Annotated in this window: 9 protein-coding genes; 2 read left to right on the top strand and 7 right to left on the bottom strand. The window is 37.5% G+C overall.

The window, feature by feature from the left end:
• Positions 1–44: 44 nt before the first annotated feature.
• From B154_RS0117115 to B154_RS0117095, 4 genes are all read right to left on the bottom strand, one after another.
• Positions 45–3,590: a VCBS repeat-containing protein gene (locus tag B154_RS0117115; RefSeq protein ID WP_018615487.1), complete on the bottom strand. Its 3,546-nt coding sequence runs from the start codon at positions 3,588–3,590 to the stop codon at positions 45–47.
• A 61-nt stretch (positions 3,591–3,651) separates the two neighbouring features.
• Positions 3,652–4,944, bottom strand: a complete 1,293-nt coding sequence (locus B154_RS0117110; RefSeq protein ID WP_245542616.1) for an alpha-L-fucosidase — start codon at positions 4,942–4,944, stop codon at positions 3,652–3,654.
• Positions 4,945–5,230: 286 nt separating this feature from the next.
• Complete coding sequence (locus tag B154_RS0117100; protein WP_018615484.1) at positions 5,231–6,793, bottom strand: RagB/SusD family nutrient uptake outer membrane protein; 1,563 nt, start codon at positions 6,791–6,793, stop codon at positions 5,231–5,233.
• A 14-nt stretch (positions 6,794–6,807) separates the two neighbouring features.
• Positions 6,808–9,798: a SusC/RagA family TonB-linked outer membrane protein gene (locus B154_RS0117095; RefSeq protein ID WP_018615483.1), complete on the bottom strand. Its 2,991-nt coding sequence runs from the start codon at positions 9,796–9,798 to the stop codon at positions 6,808–6,810.
• 240 nt (positions 9,799–10,038) lie between these two features.
• Here B154_RS0117095 and B154_RS28915 point away from each other — a divergent pair, with 240 nt between their 5' ends.
• Positions 10,039–10,929: an AraC family transcriptional regulator gene (locus B154_RS28915; RefSeq protein ID WP_018615482.1), complete on the top strand. Its 891-nt coding sequence runs from the start codon at positions 10,039–10,041 to the stop codon at positions 10,927–10,929.
• A 211-nt stretch (positions 10,930–11,140) separates the two neighbouring features.
• On the opposite strand, the gene B154_RS0117085 is transcribed toward B154_RS28915, so the two are convergent.
• Together B154_RS0117085 and B154_RS0117080 are read right to left on the bottom strand one after the other, a co-directional pair.
• Positions 11,141–13,450: a GumC family protein gene (locus B154_RS0117085; protein WP_157580843.1), complete on the bottom strand. Its 2,310-nt coding sequence runs from the start codon at positions 13,448–13,450 to the stop codon at positions 11,141–11,143.
• Positions 13,451–13,464: 14 nt separating this feature from the next.
• The gene (locus B154_RS0117080) at positions 13,465–14,259 is read right to left on the bottom strand and encodes a polysaccharide biosynthesis/export family protein (protein ID WP_018615480.1); all 795 of its coding nucleotides are present in this window, start codon (positions 14,257–14,259) and stop codon (positions 13,465–13,467) included.
• 933 nt (positions 14,260–15,192) lie between these two features.
• Between B154_RS0117080 and B154_RS28910 the strand changes: the two genes are divergently transcribed.
• Positions 15,193–17,535, top strand: coding sequence for a PQQ-dependent sugar dehydrogenase (locus B154_RS28910; RefSeq protein ID WP_018615478.1), 2,343 nt, complete (start codon positions 15,193–15,195; stop codon positions 17,533–17,535).
• Between the two features lie 127 nt (positions 17,536–17,662).
• Here the strand turns inward: B154_RS28910 and B154_RS0117070 are convergent, their stop codons facing one another.
• Entirely contained in the window at positions 17,663–18,613 is a 951-nt protein-coding gene (locus B154_RS0117070) for an EamA family transporter (protein ID WP_018615477.1), read from the bottom strand.
• Between the last annotated feature and the right edge of the window lie 211 nt (positions 18,614–18,824).

Genomic DNA, 18,824 nt, shown 5'->3' with positions numbered 1-18,824 from the left:
TTACCGTTAATTCCTCAAGCTGATCAATTATCTAAAACATTATTTTAACTAAAACTGATCCTTCGTTTATTGTCTTTCGAATCAACAACCTCTATATAGTTTACCAGTTTGTCAATCTCTAAAGCTCTTGCGGATTGAGATAAATAACCGGCTCCGTAATAAAACTCCTGCTTTCTTTTCTTACCATTTTTATAAATTATTTCTGCGTATACATCGCCGGGTTTGGCATAGAAAACTTTTTTAGTTTCCCTGACTGAAGGATGTAGTGCTTGTAAGCTATCAGAATTTGCGGCAGCAAGTATAATTTCGTTGCCATCTTTATCAAATAAGGAAGCAAGACTTTTCATATCGCCCTTAAGAAACAATCCGCTCGTGGGTGAGGAAACCGCGCTAAAGTTACCTTTACCATCGCCCTTGAGTAGTACGCCTAAAGAAGCATCCATGTGACCGTAAACAACTTCTGTAGAATGTGAATTGCCGGAAACGATTATATCGATATTTCCATCTTTATCAAAATCAGTTGTCATTATTCCATTAATGCATGAAAGTTGTGCCTCTGCCGGTAGAGGACTAATGCTGAATTTTCCATTCCCATTGTTTTTTATGATGCAACTTTCGAAAATGTCAGCCTGGTAATGTTTTGCTTTGGATAATTCATCAGCCTTAAATACTTCGTTTAAAGTGGCCTTACTATATGTCTCATAATTCCAGAATTTCTTCTTGAGTGTTGGCATTACGCGGAATAAATCATCGCGGTAAGCAAAAGGGTAGCGCCTTTTTTCTCCTGATTCATTTTTTATGTAACAAGATAATAAGGGCTCTTTTCTGTTACTGCCGTTAAAGTTATTGTAAAACAATTCAACAGGTTGATTCTTTGCCGGCTTGTAATCAATATTGGTACCCATATTCCCAACAACAAAATCCATGTCACCGTCGTTGTCTATATCTGCTGGATAAATGCTGTTCCACCAGCCGTTGACATTACTAAGACCTGTTTGTTTTGTTACATTAACTAATTTGCCTTTTTGATTTTTTAAAAAAACGGGTGGCATCCATTCACCGACAACAATTAAATCCATCCATCCGTCATTATCAAAATCGCTCCATACTGCCGAATTTACCATACCTATATTTACTAGTTCCGGAGCTGCTTCGCTTGTTATATCAACAAATTTTCCGTTTTCATTTTTTAATAAATAACTACGTGGAGACTCAGGGTACGAGCCGGGAACATTTGCTCCACCCCTGAATAAGTCTATATCTCCGTCTTTATCAAAATCTGCACCTACGACACAGCTGCCACTCGACACCGTTACCGGCAGTGATTGTTCGTTTTTAGTGAAATTCCCCTTATTATCATTGATATATAACCTGTCCTGGTATGCACCGGGCGTATTTTTAAATTCATTGCCTCCGCTGACAACATACAAGTCTTCATCACCATCACCATCTGCATCAAAAAATAAAGACCCCATGTCCTCGTACTTTGCATCCTGAAGGTTTATCTTTTTTTCTAAAAAACTGCTGTTTTTCTTTTGTATGAATAATGAACCGGCATTTCCGGCAGAACCTCCTATAAAAAAGTCAAGTCCATTTTCATTATCTATATCTCCCACGGCAATGCCTGGGCCTTTTCTGGAATATAACTTTGGCAGCAGAGATTCGTCGTTGAAGTCGTTATAGTCGTTCTCAATATGTTTGAAGTGAATATTATAGGTATCATTTACGTTAGTAAAAACTGGTTGGGTGGTAATATTTGCAGGTTCAACAGGTTGAGAGGCTTTGTAGTCAAGCTTTAATTGCTGATTAACTTTTACGTTTCTTATTACTTGTTCTTTGCCGTCTGCCCATGTAATTTTTAAAGAATCGATAGACGGATGCTTACCCAGCCCAAAAGATAGGGGAGAGGCCATGCTGGATAAATAGCCTCTAACTGGTGAGTAATAAGAATAAAATTTATCGTTGCCACAGTATACACTAATACTCGCGCCGACACCAGTTATATTTTTATCGCTGCCCTTTAAAGTGACCTTCAGAAAGTTATTTTTATTTTTATTATCATTTTCAATATTTTCATAAATGAATGCTTCTTCATTAATATTATTGGTAATTAAATCCAAATCGCCATCATTATCTAAATCGGCATAAGCAGCACCATTGGAATAAGAAGCATTTTTAATTCCCCATTCATCAGTCATATTTTCAAAGGCCAGGGTTCCTTTATTTTTGAAAATATAATTTGAGACCTTAACACCTTTTAATTTATTAAATAGTTCTCTTGTTCTTTTTATTTTATCTTCTGCAGACCCAAAGGTGTTATTATCAGCATTATAACTAAGAAAATCCAAATCTGTGATATTCTTGGCGAATCCATTGGTAACATAACTATCGCGAAAACCATCGTTATCAAAATCGGCGAGTAAAACGCTCCAGCTCCAGTCCGTGGCGTGCAATCCTGCAAGTTGAGCAATATCAGAAAAATGAGTTATTCCCTTTGCATCTGTTCCTTGGTTTAATTGTAGCGTGTTGCGCATATATTCGTCTACATAACCTGCTTTTTGACGCAAAACAAAGCTTTCATAATCCGTCCTGGCAATCATTGTTTTTCTACGTTCGTTATTTTCAGGCAGCATGTCCAATACCATAATGTCCGGTTTCATGTCATTATTAATATCGGCTATGTCCACACCCATTCCGTTATATGTTTGGTGGCACATGCTTTGCGCGGCAGATTCCCTAAAGGTTTTATTTCTTTGATTAATAAGCAATTGGTCATTTGGCATAAAATCGTTCGCAGCGTATATATCGGGCCATCCATCTGCGTTAAGGTCATCTATGGCAAGTCCAAGCCCATATCCTTCTTCTGTTATACCTGCCTGCTTTGACACATTTTTGTAAAACGGATGACCCAATGAGTCTCCTACATTTTCGTAAAGGCGGTCTACTGTTACCCCTCTTGTAATGGGGTAAGACGCAGGATTTACAAAAGTTTTCTCCACCCCGTCCACATCATTTGTGAGCAAATACATATCCAAATCTCCATCACGGTCATAATCAAAAAAAGCAGACTGAACACAGAAAGAGCTGTCAGCAAGTCCGTAGCCCGCTGCTTCCTCTCTGAATGTTATGACGCCGTTGCCTGCATGCTGGTTGATGAACAAAAGGTTGTGATGATTTTTGCGATTTGGTCCTGCGACATTAAGATATATATCCATCCATCCGTCATTGTTTATATCTACGACTGATACCCCCATTATCCAGTCATGTGTTGACAAACCTGAAGCAGTTGTAACATCTTCAAACTGCATTTTCCCTTTGTTGAGATACAGTTTGGAAGAAACCATGTTAGCTGTGAAAAATACATCCTGTAAACCGTCATTATTAAAGTCAGCCACGCCTACGCCTCCTCCATTGTAACAGTAGTAGTAGGTAAGAATATTTACAGAATCATTCTCGGTAATGATATTGGAAAAGGTAATCCCTGTACTGGCTGACGATAATTTTTCAAAAAGCCTGTTGTTGCTTTGTTTGCAAGCCGAAAACAGGATTGCAACAATAATAAAGTAATAATGTAAAAAACTTTTTTTCATGATGCCAAAAAGCAGTGTTGAAATTTACTCCAACACTACTAACAAAGATTTGCTAAACTGCTTAATTCAATACCAGCTCAACAACAGGTATTTCATAACGCGGCTGCTGTACAGGAAGTGTCAACACAATATCATCGTTCTGCTCTTTATATTGTAACTCCGAATTGTCGTGAAGAAACTGGGCGTACTTGATTTTGCCTTTGTATCCCGGTAAGTTTAGCGTACCAGTCGATGGATAATCATACAAATGTACATACAAACGTTTTGTCGCAGGATTGTATGTCAGCTTATCACCGGATGGTGCTTGGTAGTTTTCCGGAGCATAAGTACAGTTATAAATTGATTTGCTGTTAGCATGCATCCATGTTGAAAGGCTATCAAGCGCATTATTAGCGCGATAATCAAACTCGCCACGTGCGGTAGGGCCTACGTTTAAAATGAGGTTACCACCATTGCTGGCCGATGTAATTAGTAAGTCAAGCAACTGGCGGTGTGTTTTCCAGGTATTTTCGTCGCGGTAATAACCCCATGAACCGGAGAAGGTCTGGCAAGTTTCCCAGGTTTTTCCCTTGTATTTTTCAAGTTCTTTTGAACTTACCTGTTCAGGTGTTACAAAGTCAGCACCATCTTCGTAGTCATTCAAATCAAGACGATTGTCGACAATAATTCCTGGTTGAAGTTTTCTTATTTGTTTTAATAAATCAACAGAAGCCCAATCGTCCTTGCCTTTGCCGTACTTTCCAGGATAAGAAAAGTCGAGCCAAAGAATATCAATCTTACCATAATTAGAAAGCAACTCTGTTACCTGGTTGTATAAATACTTGCGATATTTTGCAAAATCCTTTCCTTTATTTAGTCGTGCATATGCCGTATCGCTGTCTTCAAGTGGTCTCTGAGGATGCACTTTGTCAATTGTAAAATCAGGATGATGCCAGTCAATTAAAGAATAATAGAAACCAATTTTTATTCCTTCCGCCCTGAAAGCATCTACATATTCTTTCACCAGGTCACGTTTAGCTGCAGTGTTCGTTGCTTTGTAGTTCGTGAATTTACTGTCGAACAAGCAAAAACCTTCATGATGTTTGGTTGTCAATACCGCATATTTCATTCCTGCAGCTTTTGCTTCTTTTGCCCACTTTTTGGGTTCGAAATGATCAGGATTAAATTCATCAAAATATTTCTGATACTGTTCGTTCGTCATACGTTCACGGTTTTTTACCCATTCGTGTCTGGCGGGCAAAGCGTATAAACCCCAGTGAATGAACATTCCAAACCTGGCATCTGTCCACCACTGCATCCGTTTTGCTTTTTGTTCCGGTGTTTCATGGGTAATAGAAGGTTTGGATTGTGCCACAACTGGTTCTGTAAAAATTGAAAGACAAAAAAGTAAACACAAAGACAAATTCGATAGTTTTTTCATGTAGTATTTATATTTTAAATCGTTGAACGCTATTTCGTTTTTTGTTGATATTATAATAAATCCTCTCGTCTCTATTTGTATCAAAAGGCAGAAAAAATGTAATCATAAGAAATAATAAACTCTACCTGCTCAATTGCGGAACAGGTCGTTGAAGAGTGCGACGCAACAGCGGCCGAAAGCAGTACCGCAGTTTGATTCATAAAAAGAATTTATTCAAATATTAATATCCATTATTCTGTTTAAGTTTTGGATTGGCACTTATATCATTTTGAGGTATAGGCAGATATTCGTGTTTGCCTTTAATAAATACTCCGCCGCTGTTAGATCGATATTCCGGATGGGCGATAAAGACATCAGCCATAATGCCCCATCTTAATAAATCAAAAACACGTTCTCCTTCAAGTGACAATTCGAGTACCCTTTCTTTTCTTACAGCCTTGCGAAAAGCATCCTGGTTCAAACCGGGAGTAATGTCTGGCATATTAGCTCTTGCCCTAACCCTATTGATGGCTGCATAAGCACTTGCATCAGGACCAGTTGCTTCGTTTTGAGCTTCAGCATACATTAATAAAACGTCGGCTAACCTAATCATTCTGCGGTTATTGTTGGCATAACCCCAACTACCCGGTGTAAGGGAACTTGTTCTGTCGTAATTGAGATATTTGCGTACCCAGATTTTATTCCTGTTAGCACCGTTCAATGCTGTTCTGAAATCATCCTGATAAACTTTAGCCCCAGGGTAGTCCCACACGATTGTTGCGTAAGCCCGGGGGTCTATTTTGTCATCTTTGGTTTTTTGCTGCAAAAACAAGTCAAACACCCATTGGTTTACCGTTGTTGTTCCCTGGCTGGTATATCCTACAGGGGCAACATCCGGCTCCCACGCCTGTCCACGGATCGGGTTGGGAGTTCCGCTGGTTCCCCAGTTTCCTGTTGGAGTGCTTTGGTATTGCAGCTCCCAAATAGATTCACTATTGTTATTTCCGGATTCTAAAAAGTTATCCTGGTAGTTTGCTACTAATTTATAGAGATTTGGCTTATCAATTATTTTCTTAAATTCTGCTGCAGCCTCCGCCCATTTTTTAGTATACAAATTTGCTTTACCGAGCATAGCAGTTGCTGCGCCCCAGGTAGCACGACCTATATCTTTTGCATCTACTGTTTCAGGCAAACGGCCTTGCGCTTCTTTAAGATCTGATATAATGGAAGCCCATACCTCTTCCTGTGGAGCTTGTTCGATAAATAAATCGTTCACTGCTTCAATAGGTTTTGTAATAAGCGGAATGTTCCCCCACATGTTGAGGAGGTAAAAATGAGCGAACCCACGCAGGAAGTAAGCTTCTCCTAATATCCTTGATTTTTCAGCATCATCCATTTGAATATTAGGCACATTGAAAATGACCGCATTAGTGCGTGCGACAATTGCATTTAGTTCTCCCCAGCCTTCACTTACCCTTCCATCTGTTGGCTGTGCCAAAAAAGAACCTACGTCTTGCACGCCTGTACTGGGAAAAGGATTTACGTCATCACCTCTCTGTATGGTTAAAATAGCTCCCAACATTCTGCCCCACCCTTGTATACTGGTTAAGGGGCCGTAACATGCAACTAACCCTTTTTCTGCATCATCTGCTGTTTTCCAAAAAGCCGTTACGGGTAATTCGTTAGGGTTGGTGAGATCAAGGTTCTTCTTGCTGCAATTCTGCAATAAAACAGGAATAGCAAACAGGCATATTGGAATAACTAAAAATTTAGACAGTTTGTATTTCAAAAATGTTTTTTTCATATAAGCTCAATTTTTTAAAATGATAAATCAATACCTGCACTAATGAGTTTTGCTTGTGGATAAGCTGAAACGTCGACACCTACACTAAATAAACCGGTAAGATCACTACGACCAACTTCAGGGTCATAACCCTTGTATTTGGTAAATGTGAGCAGGTTTTGACCACTTACATAAAGACGTGCATTCGAAATTTTTAATTTTGTTATTACTGATTCAGGAAGATTATAGCCAATATTGATATTTTTCAGCCTTAAGTACGAACCATCTTCGACGTAAAAAGAAGAAGATCTTTTATTGTTTGCAGGATCGATGAAAGAAGCCCTTGCTATATCCGTATTTGTATTTTGAGGAGTCCACGCTCTTAACACATCAGTTACCTTTCCGCTTCCATAGTCAAAAGTATATTGCCAGGCTCTTTTCGCGTCCCATATTTTGTTTCCGGCTACACCCTGGAAAAATAAGTTAAGGTCGAAATTTTTGTAGGATGCGTTAAAGGTCAAGCCATAGTCAAATTTAGGAAATGGGCTGCCCAGCCACGTTGGGTCTTTGCTAAATCTGAAATCACCTGGTCTTGCATCAGTTCTTCCGTCTTTTGTAACCTCATCCGCATTTTGATATATACCTAATACCTGGTAGCCCCAAAAGCTTCCAATTGGGTGCCCGACATCGGTTCTGGTTGCAGTTAAGCTTTCCTGTGTAAAGCCGCCGCCAATTATTGGGCTAACTCCATCTCCAAGACTTGTTACGTTATTTTTAATAGTGGTAAAAACGCCTGTAAGAGAATATTTAAACGCATTTTTTGACACTGGCTGATGATTATATGTGACAGCTACTTCAAAACCTTTGTTATTTACCGAAGCTGCATTTTTAGTCAGGCTGCTTCCTGCACCTCCATAAATAGGAATGGGAATGCTGGCAAGGATGTCGTATGAGCTTCTGTCAAAATAATCAGCGGTAATAAGAACTTTATTCTTCAGTAAGCTAATGTCTGTACCAATATCTGTTGTTCGCGAAGACTCCCATTTTATATCAGGGTTAGCAAAATTAGTCAACCCAACACCGTTTTGCACGCCACCGGCAAAGTAATACCCAGCATTTATATTGAGTGTAGAAGTAGTGATATAGTTGGCAATATTTTGAGAACCCAGCCTTCCATAACTTCCCCTGATTTTCAAATCGCTTATGATGCCGTTTTTTGGAAAGAAGCTTTCCTCGCTCGCTCTCCATCCAAGAGAAAAGGATGGATAGTTTCCGAAAGTATTGGTTGGATAACGGAATTTTGAAGACCCATCCCGTCTTAAAGTTGCTGTCAATAAATACTTCGACTGGTAACTATAGCTCACCCTGCCCAGAATTGACATAAGCGCAGCTTCCTGCAAGCTGCCGCTTGCGAGCCTATTTGCGGCAGCATTTACAACCCTCAACAAATCTGAAGGGTAAGTGTCAGCTGTGGCTCCCACGCTTCTGGAGTTGCCTTTTTGATAGGTATAACCAGCAAGTATGTCAATACGATGATCACTGATAGCTTTGCTGTAATTTAAGGTGTGTTCCACCAGAGTGGTAAGGCTGCGGGTAAAGCTCTCATTCAAAATAGATTGATCCTGGCTTGCCTCCTGCGACGTACTCATAAAAAATGCAGGTGAATAGTCATAGGCGTGATACACAGAATAGTCTACACCCATATTCAACTTATATTTTAGTCCTTTTATTATTTCATACTCCAGGCCTACATTACCCAATGCCTGGTCTGTGGTATACCGGTTATCATCGAGGAGAGCACGGCCGTACCAGTTAATAATCCTGTTTACACCGGCAGCTGCAGGTTCAAGGCCAGCAAAACCACCTAATTTTGTACTATCATAAACCGGCATAATAGGCAATTCTGCTCTTTCCCTTCCAAAATAAGTATTGGGATTATTAACAGATCGTGAAATAGACAAAGCTTCTGTAAACTTGAATTTTCCTTTTGTAAAAAATGAATTAGCTCTCAGCGCGTAACGCTTAAACCATGAATCTACTACGATTCCTTTCTGATCAAAATACTCTCCTGATACAAAGAATTTAGAATATTGCCCTCCTCCCGAAACACTTAAATTATAATCACTTAAGGGCGCTGTACCAAGCGATAAAGATTGCCAGTCCGTATTGATATTAGGGTTAAACAGGCTATCATTTAGCGGGCCACGAGGTGTGCCGTCATTGTCATGGGCCTGGTTGTTCCAATCGGCATATTGCCGGGCATTTAAAAACTTCAGCTTATGAGTGGGGCTTTGTGAACCATATTTTGCACTGAAATTAATTTTTATATCCCCGCTTGTTCCGCTTTTCGTTGTAACCAATACCACACCGTTTGCAGCTCGGCTACCATATATAGCTGCTGCAGAGGCATCTTTCAATACTTCTATAGATGCAATATCGTTAGGATTTATAAATGCCATTGAGGAGGCAATCATTCCATCTATAACGTATAATGGTTGGTCATTACCAAAAGTTCCGGAGCCTCGAATTACAATAGCTGGAGCCTGCCCGGGAGAACCTCCACTATTCTGTACCACTACACCAGCAGCTTTTCCCTGTAATAAAGCCGATGCGTCGGCTGCAGTTCCATTTTTTAACTCATCTCCTTTTACGCTGGCTACGGCGCCTGTTATGTCTCGCTTACGTGCAGTACCATATCCTATCACTAACACATCTGACAAAGATGTACTGGCAGCTTTCAACTGAACCTGGATGTCCGTTTTGCCCGACACTGGTACTTCCTGCGTTTCCATACTTATATAGGAAAAAACCAAAGTTTTAACTTTATCAGGCACATTTATCGAAAATGTACCGTCTGCAGAAGTGATCGTAGAGAGAGAAGACCCTTTATCCTTAACGGTAACACCTTCAAGAGGGGAGGTGTCAGGGCCCGTAACTTTACCTGTAATCTTTTTTGTTTGTGCATTCGCAAACGTGATAAGAAATAATGAGATGAATGCAAGAAGCAGTTTTCCTGGCAAGTGCATAATCGTTTTAATTTAAGTCCAAACTTAATTTCTATTATTAACATTTGAATAACGTATCTTACTCCTTTTATAAACTTTTTTACCATAAACCTTAAATATTCCCATTAAATTTATTTAAATTTTCATAAGCTATGTTTATAGGGCGACTTTCAAAATAATTAATCAGAAAGAGTATCAAGACCATTATCAATTAAGCCTTTTAACTAAATTTGGTGTAAGTGCTATATCAGAAGACATTCTATGAAAGCAGAATTAGTTGTTGACGCCCCTATAATGGGACAAAAAAAGATTTGGGTCAAAAAAATTTATAAGCCGTACTTCGACCATCCATTTCATTATCACCAGTTATGCGAATTGGTATGGCTGCAAAAGGGCTATGGTAAACTGATAATTGGTGATTATGTAGGCAATTTTTCAGAAGGAGAATTAATACTTAAAAATGCAGGGCTTCCTCATTTATGGAGATGTGATTCTGCTTTTTATCGACAGCAGGAGGATTTATATACAAAAGCTACTACCACTTATTTTCCCCCTTCTATTATACCCAGTATTACTGATGATGCAGAATGCATTAGCCGGTACAATAGCTTGTTGATCAAAGCTGAGCGCGGTTTGCGTTTTTACGGACAAAGTAGAGAACAGATTATAGAACTGGTAGCCAAAGTGGCCAATACTGAAGGCCTTGAGCAACTGGGATATTTTTTACAGGTTATTGATATCACTACAAAGACAGAAGAGTTTGAATATTTAGCCAGTATTGGTTATAAGAACTCGAATAATAACCAGGATATGGACCGCTTCAACGAAGTTTACCAGTTCTTACTTAAAAATTTTACTTCTGACATTATGTTGAGTGAAGTGGCTACTATTTGTAATATGGCGCCGAATTCTTTTTGTCGATACTTTAAAAAAAGAACACAAAAAACATTTGTTAGATTTCTGAACGAGTTAAGAATTGGTCATGCCTGCAAACTATTACAAAACCAACATCATTCCGTGCAGAACATTTGCTATGAATGTGGTTATAATAATCCCGTAAACTTTTTTAAATTTTTTAAACTTATAACTAATAAGACACCGCAGGAGTATCGTCATCACATAACAAAAATGCGGTTGGCTGAAGGTTCATGAAATCGGCTTCTTAAATACTCTGAAATCAGAGAAGTAGCGAAATATTGATAACCCTTTTGCATGCTTGGTATTTTTTATCAAGTCTTCTACTTGCGGTACATGCTAACTGTTGTTTTTATAGAGAACCATCTACTAATTAGCCTTTAAACAATAGCGGCTGTCCTTGGGGACAGCCGCTATTGTTTAAACATGATACGATTATCAACACTAACTACGAAATCAAGTACTTTTCGTTATACTTATTTTCGTAACCGTATCCATAACCATATCCAAAAGTACCTTTTATAAATCCCCTTGGTTTAATGCCATTAAAAACAATTGCCAGGTTTTTCAATGGTTTAAATCGATTGGTTTCGTCAAGTGTTTTAATAAATGCTTTCTCAGTATACTTATGACGAACAACATACAACGTTAAGTCACAGAAATCTGATAAAATGTACGCGTCAGTTATCAGGCTAACCGGTGAAGAATCTACTACGATATAATCAAATTCTTCTTCAAGATAATTGAACAACTCCGTTAATTTCCCTCCTAAAAGGAGTTCGGTAGGGTTTGCTTTTGTAATACCTGACGGTAGTACATATAAATTTTGAAATTCAGTTGCTTCAACGATTTCATGAGGATTTATGTCCTCCTCTAAAAAGCCTGCAATACCTGCAGAGTTTTGTAAATTGAATATTTTAGAAAATTGTGGATTTCGAATATCCATGTCTAAAAGGACAACTTTTTTACCAGAACGCGAGAGGCTCAAAGCGAGGTTAGCACTTATCAAACTTTTGCCTTCACCAGGAATGCTTGATGTTACAAGTATTTTCTTCTTTGTATTTGTCTTACTAAACAGCCCTGCCGCAGCCCTTAATTGTCTAAACTGTTCCTGGAATACACGGTTGTTTTGTCCTTTTAAAAACATGCCTTTTTTCTCTTTGAAATAAGATATTTCTCCGACAATAGGAATGCTTGTATAGTCTTCTATTTGTGAACGGAATAGTATTTTACCTGTAAACATTTCTTTAGCAAGTACAACCCCCATACTTACTATAAAACCTACCATAACCGCAATTATGTATATTATACTCTTTTTAGGGCTTACCGGTTCGCCTGCCGCCTGGGCTGATGCAATTATTCGGCTATTATCAACATTTGAAGCATAAGCAAGTGCTGTTTCCTCTCTTTTTTGCAGCAAAAAGGAGTATACGTTGTTTTTTACAGATTGCTCCCTGCTTACATTTACCAATTCTCTTTCTTTTTGCGGCAAAGCCTGCAAAGTTGAATTATAAGTATTATTGCTAGCTGTCAGGTTATTTTTTCCTGCCTCAAGATTTGTTCTTTGATTGCGAATATTTTCTAATATACTGGGCCTTATTCTTTCTATTTGGGTGGCGATAGACTGAACCATAGGGTTGTTTTCACCTGTCGTTTTCTTCAGTCTTTCATAATCAGTTTCTAATTGATAAAGATTATCTAACAATTTATTTAATACAGGATCATCTATACCTAAAGTAGAGGGCACAATTCCTGACGAATTGTTTTTACTGTTTACATATTTTTCTACCTGGTTTAATACCTCTAATTGTAAATTTACCTGCGCAAGTTTTTGATCGGTATTGCTGACATTTTGCAAATACAATTTTCCTTGTTCACCTAAATCAGTAACTCCCTGATTTGCTTTATAATTTTGAATTTGTTTCTCTACTGAAGTTAATGCCCCCGAAACAACACGCAATCTTTCGTCTACAAACGCAATCGTATTTTTAGCCAAATTATTTTTATATTGAATATTTGCATTTTTGTAGCTGTTCATCAATGCGTTCAAAACATCCTCACCTCTTTCCGGCACCTCATCTGTCATGTAAAGGTTTATAACACTTGAATTTTTAGTGGTAGCAAAAACTGTCGTATTATTGAGAAGCGAATTTGTGACCTTCCTGGGTGGCACTAAAGAAAAGTACAGAGGTGCTGTAGCCGGGTAATAATACCTGGGATTATTTGTAAACTTGATATTACCGTAAGGTGTAGCCACAAACTGGTTAAGTGGATACATCTTGGAGTTTATAATAACAGATTTCTTGGTTGAATCGTATTTAAAATAAATAGAATCAATTTCTTTAATATTTTCAGGGTTATCCACCTCAATAGAAATGGGAGAGGATGTATAAGCAGAAGCAGGAGGTCCGAATGCGTCGTCTACAAAAACAGGCGCATATAAGCGCAAATTTGTTACAACATCATTCATTATCTTTCTCGAATGCAGTACCTCTACTTCATTATCCACTACTTTATTTGAAGTAAGTAAATTCAGTGATTCTTCTATTTTGTTTTCATCAACACCTTTTTTCTCATCATTGATTAATATAGTGGCAGTTACACCGTAAACAGGATTAGTGTAAGCAATATAAGCCCATGCACCTGCTATAAAAATTATAATAAAGAATAGAAACAGTGGCCAATAAGGCAAATACTTATAAGTTACTTCTTCTATAAAAGAAGATTGTGAATTTTCAGTATTTTGTTCATTATTCATCGAATTGCTATTTATCATTTTATTTTCAATCTGTATAATACAAGGGTTATCAAAGTTAAAAAACTAAAAACCAAAGGAAGAATTTCTTTCGTTGAAGACGTTGTAAAAGCTTTTGTTTTATTTGGCTCTGCATATACAATGTCATTAGATTTGAGATAGTAATAAGGTGAATTAAAAATATCTCCCGAATTTAAATTAATCCTTTTTAGTAACCTCTTACCGTTCTCCTCTCTTATAAGTAAGACATTTTCTCTTTTTGCATAAAGGGTAAGATCTCCTGCCATTCCTATTGCTTCCAACAGAGAGATTTTTTCATTGGGTACAGTTACAACCGTCGGATGGTTTACTTCACCTAGTACAGTTACCCTGTAGTTCAGGAAATTTATTACCACTATTGGGTCAATTAATAATTTTTTATCCTCCAAAGTTTTACGCAGAAATTCTGCCAATTCTGTTTTAGTCAGTCCTGCTGCCTGTATTCTTCCCAGCAATGGAAATTGAATTGAACCGTCCTGCTCTACCAGGTACCCTGTTGCATTTCTAACGGTTGTTCCGTTTGTAGGCGTTGAAGAGACACTGGAATTATTAAAAATTGCGGTTGCCTCTGGGTTTAGGCTGCTTACAGTAATACTTAATAAATCATTTGGAACTATAGTTTGCTGTAATACAGGAGTTTTGCTATCATAAATTCCCTCCGGTTGGTTGTTGAAATAAGCAAGCTCCCTGCTGCTTTTACAAGAAAAAAGAAAATTTGTTATAAAAATAAAAAGTAATAATAACTTACAATAATGAAAAATGTAGTCCTTCATAAGGTTATATAAATAGTGATAACAGGTTAATTTGTGATATAAGTAAGGTGATTCAGAAAAAAAAGGATATTTTGATAGTGAAACGCGAAAATATCCTGAATTATTTTAATCGGCAAGATTTTATTTAATTTTAAGATTTCCATAAAGTGGCTCATCTTAAATAAAAAGTTTATATAAAAAATCATACTTTTAATTAAATAGAACTGTTTTTGTTTGTATTAAAAACAATATTTTAACATCCTTTATTTCCTTTTAATTGTATTAAAAAATGATTCGTTATTCTTTAAAATCGACGATTTCAACCTACGAACATCAAGTCAGTTAATGGTGATTTGCAGTAAAGATGGCAAGACATGAAAAAAGGTTGCACAAAAAAATGTGCAAGGTGAATTTATCAATAAGGATATAATTATTTTTTTATAATTATAATTTTTTATTTATTCAAATAATATGCAAATATTTGTTATGTAATTGCGCTAATTATTAAAGAATCGCTCAGAAAATATAATTAAGCGTTTAAAATCAACGTTAGGAATACTTTGCTTTATAACAGAAACTAAGACGAGGTAAAAATTTAGTTTAATTATTAAATTTTAAAAGCAACTTTTTATATCTGATATCCTACTTATTGTAAAATATCCTTTATTGTGATATTTTATAAAGATAATCCAATTCTATATCAATTTTTAAATGAAATGGCATGGTTTTACGGAGAACGAGCAGGCTGTGTTTACCTGATCGCGGGAGATATACAAGAAAAATGAAGCAGCAAGTATTAAACGAACATTTATTTTTCATTCAATTTGTAACATAAATAATTCATTTCTATTAGATGGAGTCTTATTTATGTAATAAAATAGCGACAAAAAAGTTTAAAATAGAACCAGAAGAATGAGAAAAATGTGATTTTAAATCAAACAGAGAAAACAATTTATGACCTTTGGGTTCCAAACATTAAAAGAAGAAACTAAAAAGAGACATTTGAATGATTCTGATATAGTAAAAAAAAGACGTTCTTTTTTTCTAAAAAATTCTCTATCTGGCTTCCTTCTTTTATGTTGTTTAGTAATTTATATTTTAAGCATTTCTTATTTTCCAAGATCTGCAAAACAGATAACAACTTTAAAGGTAAATTTTCAGGATTCTGGATCAAATGCACCAAGTGGTTGGCTTAGCGACTTTGGACAAGCTTTTGGAATTCGCCGCGGCGCTGGTAAAGATAGCAAGTACATTTTTGGTTGGATAAATAAAGCTGATAAGAAACCCCTTGACTTCACTAAAAACGGGTGTAGAAGAAATTCGCCTTCCGATATCTTGTTGGCTACTTCTATCAATATAAACGGGGATAGTAGCAAAAATTTTGACGGCAGTGCAGTCGAAGGAGTATGGGAAGCACAGGTTGCAAACGGAAATTATGATGTTACAGTTACTGTTGGCGATGACTCCAAAACTGACAGTAGGAATTGTATAAATATAGAAGGTGTAAGTGCAATCGCGAACTTTGTACCGACCGAAAGGGTGAAATTTAAATCTGCTACAGTAACTGTTACTGTAGCAGATGGTTGTTTAACTATCGATGGTACTGGAGGAAGAAACACTAAATTAAATACCGTTAGTGTTTATCCGTCTGATGCTAAAAGACCTTATATAGTGTCTGTAAACCCAGATAACACTTCTGTAAATGTTACTGAAAATACTTCCCTGTCTACAAATGTTTTGAAGTTACCTCACGGTGGAATCAATAACGCATCCATTACCTCGTCATCCGTTTACCTAACCGAAGAAGCTACAGGCGCTGTAGTACCTGCTCATGTTAATGGTACCGGGGAAGGTGATGCAATAACGCTAGTGCCGGATTCTACCTTAAGACTCAATACTACATATAGATTTACTATTACTGCGGGGGTAAAAGACGTAGCTGGTTCTTCGTTTATTCCTTATTCCAGTACATTTACTACTGCTGCAAGTTCTTCAAGTGCTCTTAGGGAGGTTCAGTTTGATAAAATCGAAATGCAAAATACCAAAGGGCAACATTCAACTCTTACCATTGGTCCCGATGGAAAATTATATGCTTTGTCCATAGATGGAGTTATAAAAAGATTTATTATAAATCCGGATGGCACACTTCAAGATCCTGAATTGTTATATTCCCTGCAGGATGAATATGAAGCAAGAACAAAGAGGTTGGCAATCGGTTTGACTTTTGATCCTTCCGCCACTGCCTCTAATTTGGTAGCATGGGTAACTCATAGCTCATTTGTCTTTCAAAACGGTCCCGAATGGGACGGAAAATTAAGCCGTTTAAGTGGCCCTAAGCTGGAAAAAGTACAGGATGTAATAGTACATCTGCCAAGATCTACAAAAGATCACGTAGCAAACAGTATTGCATTTGGTCCGGATGGGGCATTATATTTTGCGCAGGGCAGCAATACCGCGATGGGTAGTGCTGATAATACCTGGGGATCAAGAGAAGAAAATTTACTGTCCGGTTCAATTCTCAGGTTAGATATTTCGAAATTATCAAAACTCCCCCTTGATGCTAAAACGGCAGAAGGCGGCGGTGATTATAACCCATATTTACCCAACGCACCATTAACAATATACGCCTCAGGTATACGCAATGCGTACGACCTGGTTTGGCATAGCAACGGCTGTCTTTATGTACCCACTAACGGTTCCGCAGCAGGAGGAAATACTCCTTCCTCGCACAAAGGTGTTCTAAGGCCAGATGGCACTCATTATAGTGGACCTTCTGTTCCAGCCTTGTCTGATGTTAAACAGACTGAAAAAGACTTCTTGTTCCGGGTTGTAAAGGGTGGTTATTATGGCCATCCTAATCCATTACGTGGAGAGTTTGTGATGAATGGTGGCAATCCTACTCCTCTAATAGACCCATCAGAAGTAAGTTATTATCCTGTAGGCACGTTACCTGACCGCAACTGGAAAGGTTTTTCTTTCGATTTTCATAGCAATACCTCTCCAAACGGTGCAATAGAATACAAGAGTAACACATTTCACGGTGCTTTGAAAGGCAAGCTGCTGGTGGTGAGGTACAGCCAGCATGATGATATTATGACGCTTACCTGCGGAGGTGCAAATAATGACATTATAAGTGCAACTGAAGGTTATGCAATCAAAGGATTTTCTGGCTTTGTTGATCCTTTAGATCTTACTGAAGATACAAAAAACGGTGACATATATGTTTCAGAATTTGCCGGAGATGGAAGGATTACGCTTCTCCGGCCCGGAAATAAAAATGTTGTGGCTAAAAAATAGTGATTCTTATTTTTTAATTTTTTTTCACATAAGTACTCCTAGTTGACTGGCTAAAAGAGAGATCTGTTGAGATGAACAGCACCTATTTGAAAATGGACAACCGGGAAATGATTTATTAATACAACTTTCAGCTGGTTACTTCAGAAACAATCACTTTTTTCTGTTCTTTTGAAAAGTTAACCAGGATCACACCGGCAAGAATTACGGCTAAGGCACCAATTTGTTGTTTAGTGATAGCTTCACCTGCAATCAGCCAACCTAAAAAAACAGCTACCACCGGGTTTACGTACGCATAAGTGCCAACAAGAGAAGGCGGTCTTACGCTTAACAACCAGATATAAGCCATATAGGTTATCAGCGATCCCATTATAATAAGGTATAGCAATGCAAGTATAGATGGAAGTGAAACACTGTTTACATCAAATCCTTCCTGTTCATTCGTAAGTAACCCCGTTAATAAAGCTACAATACCAGCGGCAAGCATTTGCACTGCAGCTTTCATAGTTACAGATGCCTCTACCTTTTTGTATTTGGAATACAAAGAACCAGTTGCCCAACCGATTGTTCCAGTTATAAGTACGAAGAAGCTCAGCAATTTTAATTTATCTCCAAAGAAATCTATAGTTCCTTTTCCTGCAAATAACAACAGCACTCCTATAAAGCCGGTAATAAAGCCCACAATAATTAGCTTATTTGAAAAGTTTGATTTCCACTGCCGTTTATCAAGCAATACAAACCAAAGCGGTACTGTCGCCACAACAATGGCTGCAATTCCTGTAGGTAAATATTGCTCGGACCATGTCACTGCGCCATTACCCATGAAAAGCATAAGTATACCTCCAACGCCAATAGTGGTAAATAATTTTAATGATGGTGTTTTTTCTCCCTTTATCACGCACCAGATATAAAGTAACAATCCTGCTACGAAAAACCGGGTTCCCAGCATAAAAAATGGTGGAATACTTTTAATCGCAATCATGATACCTAAATATGTCGATCCCCATATTACAAACAGTGCAGCAAAAGCAGTTATTATTAATACTTTAGCAGGTTTTTCCGGAGTAACGGTTTCTTTCATAATCTTTCTCGATTGTACAATAACAGCTTTTTCAGTTTCGTGAACCGCCCGAAATTATGACACTATTTCTTTATACTATGGTTTAAAATAATTTTTCAAATGCTTTAGTTATCATGACGATGCCTCCGGCTTTTTGCTGGGATGTTTTCAGGTATAAGTCTAACATTTGTTTGCAAACTATTACTCAAACCCTCTGCACTTTAAACTGCTC

It is taken from the genome of Segetibacter koreensis DSM 18137, from assembly GCF_000374045.1.
GTDB lineage: Bacteria > Bacteroidota > Bacteroidia > Chitinophagales > Chitinophagaceae > Segetibacter > Segetibacter koreensis.
Note: the sequence above shows the minus strand (reverse complement) of the source record. Positions and strands in the feature narration are given on the sequence as shown.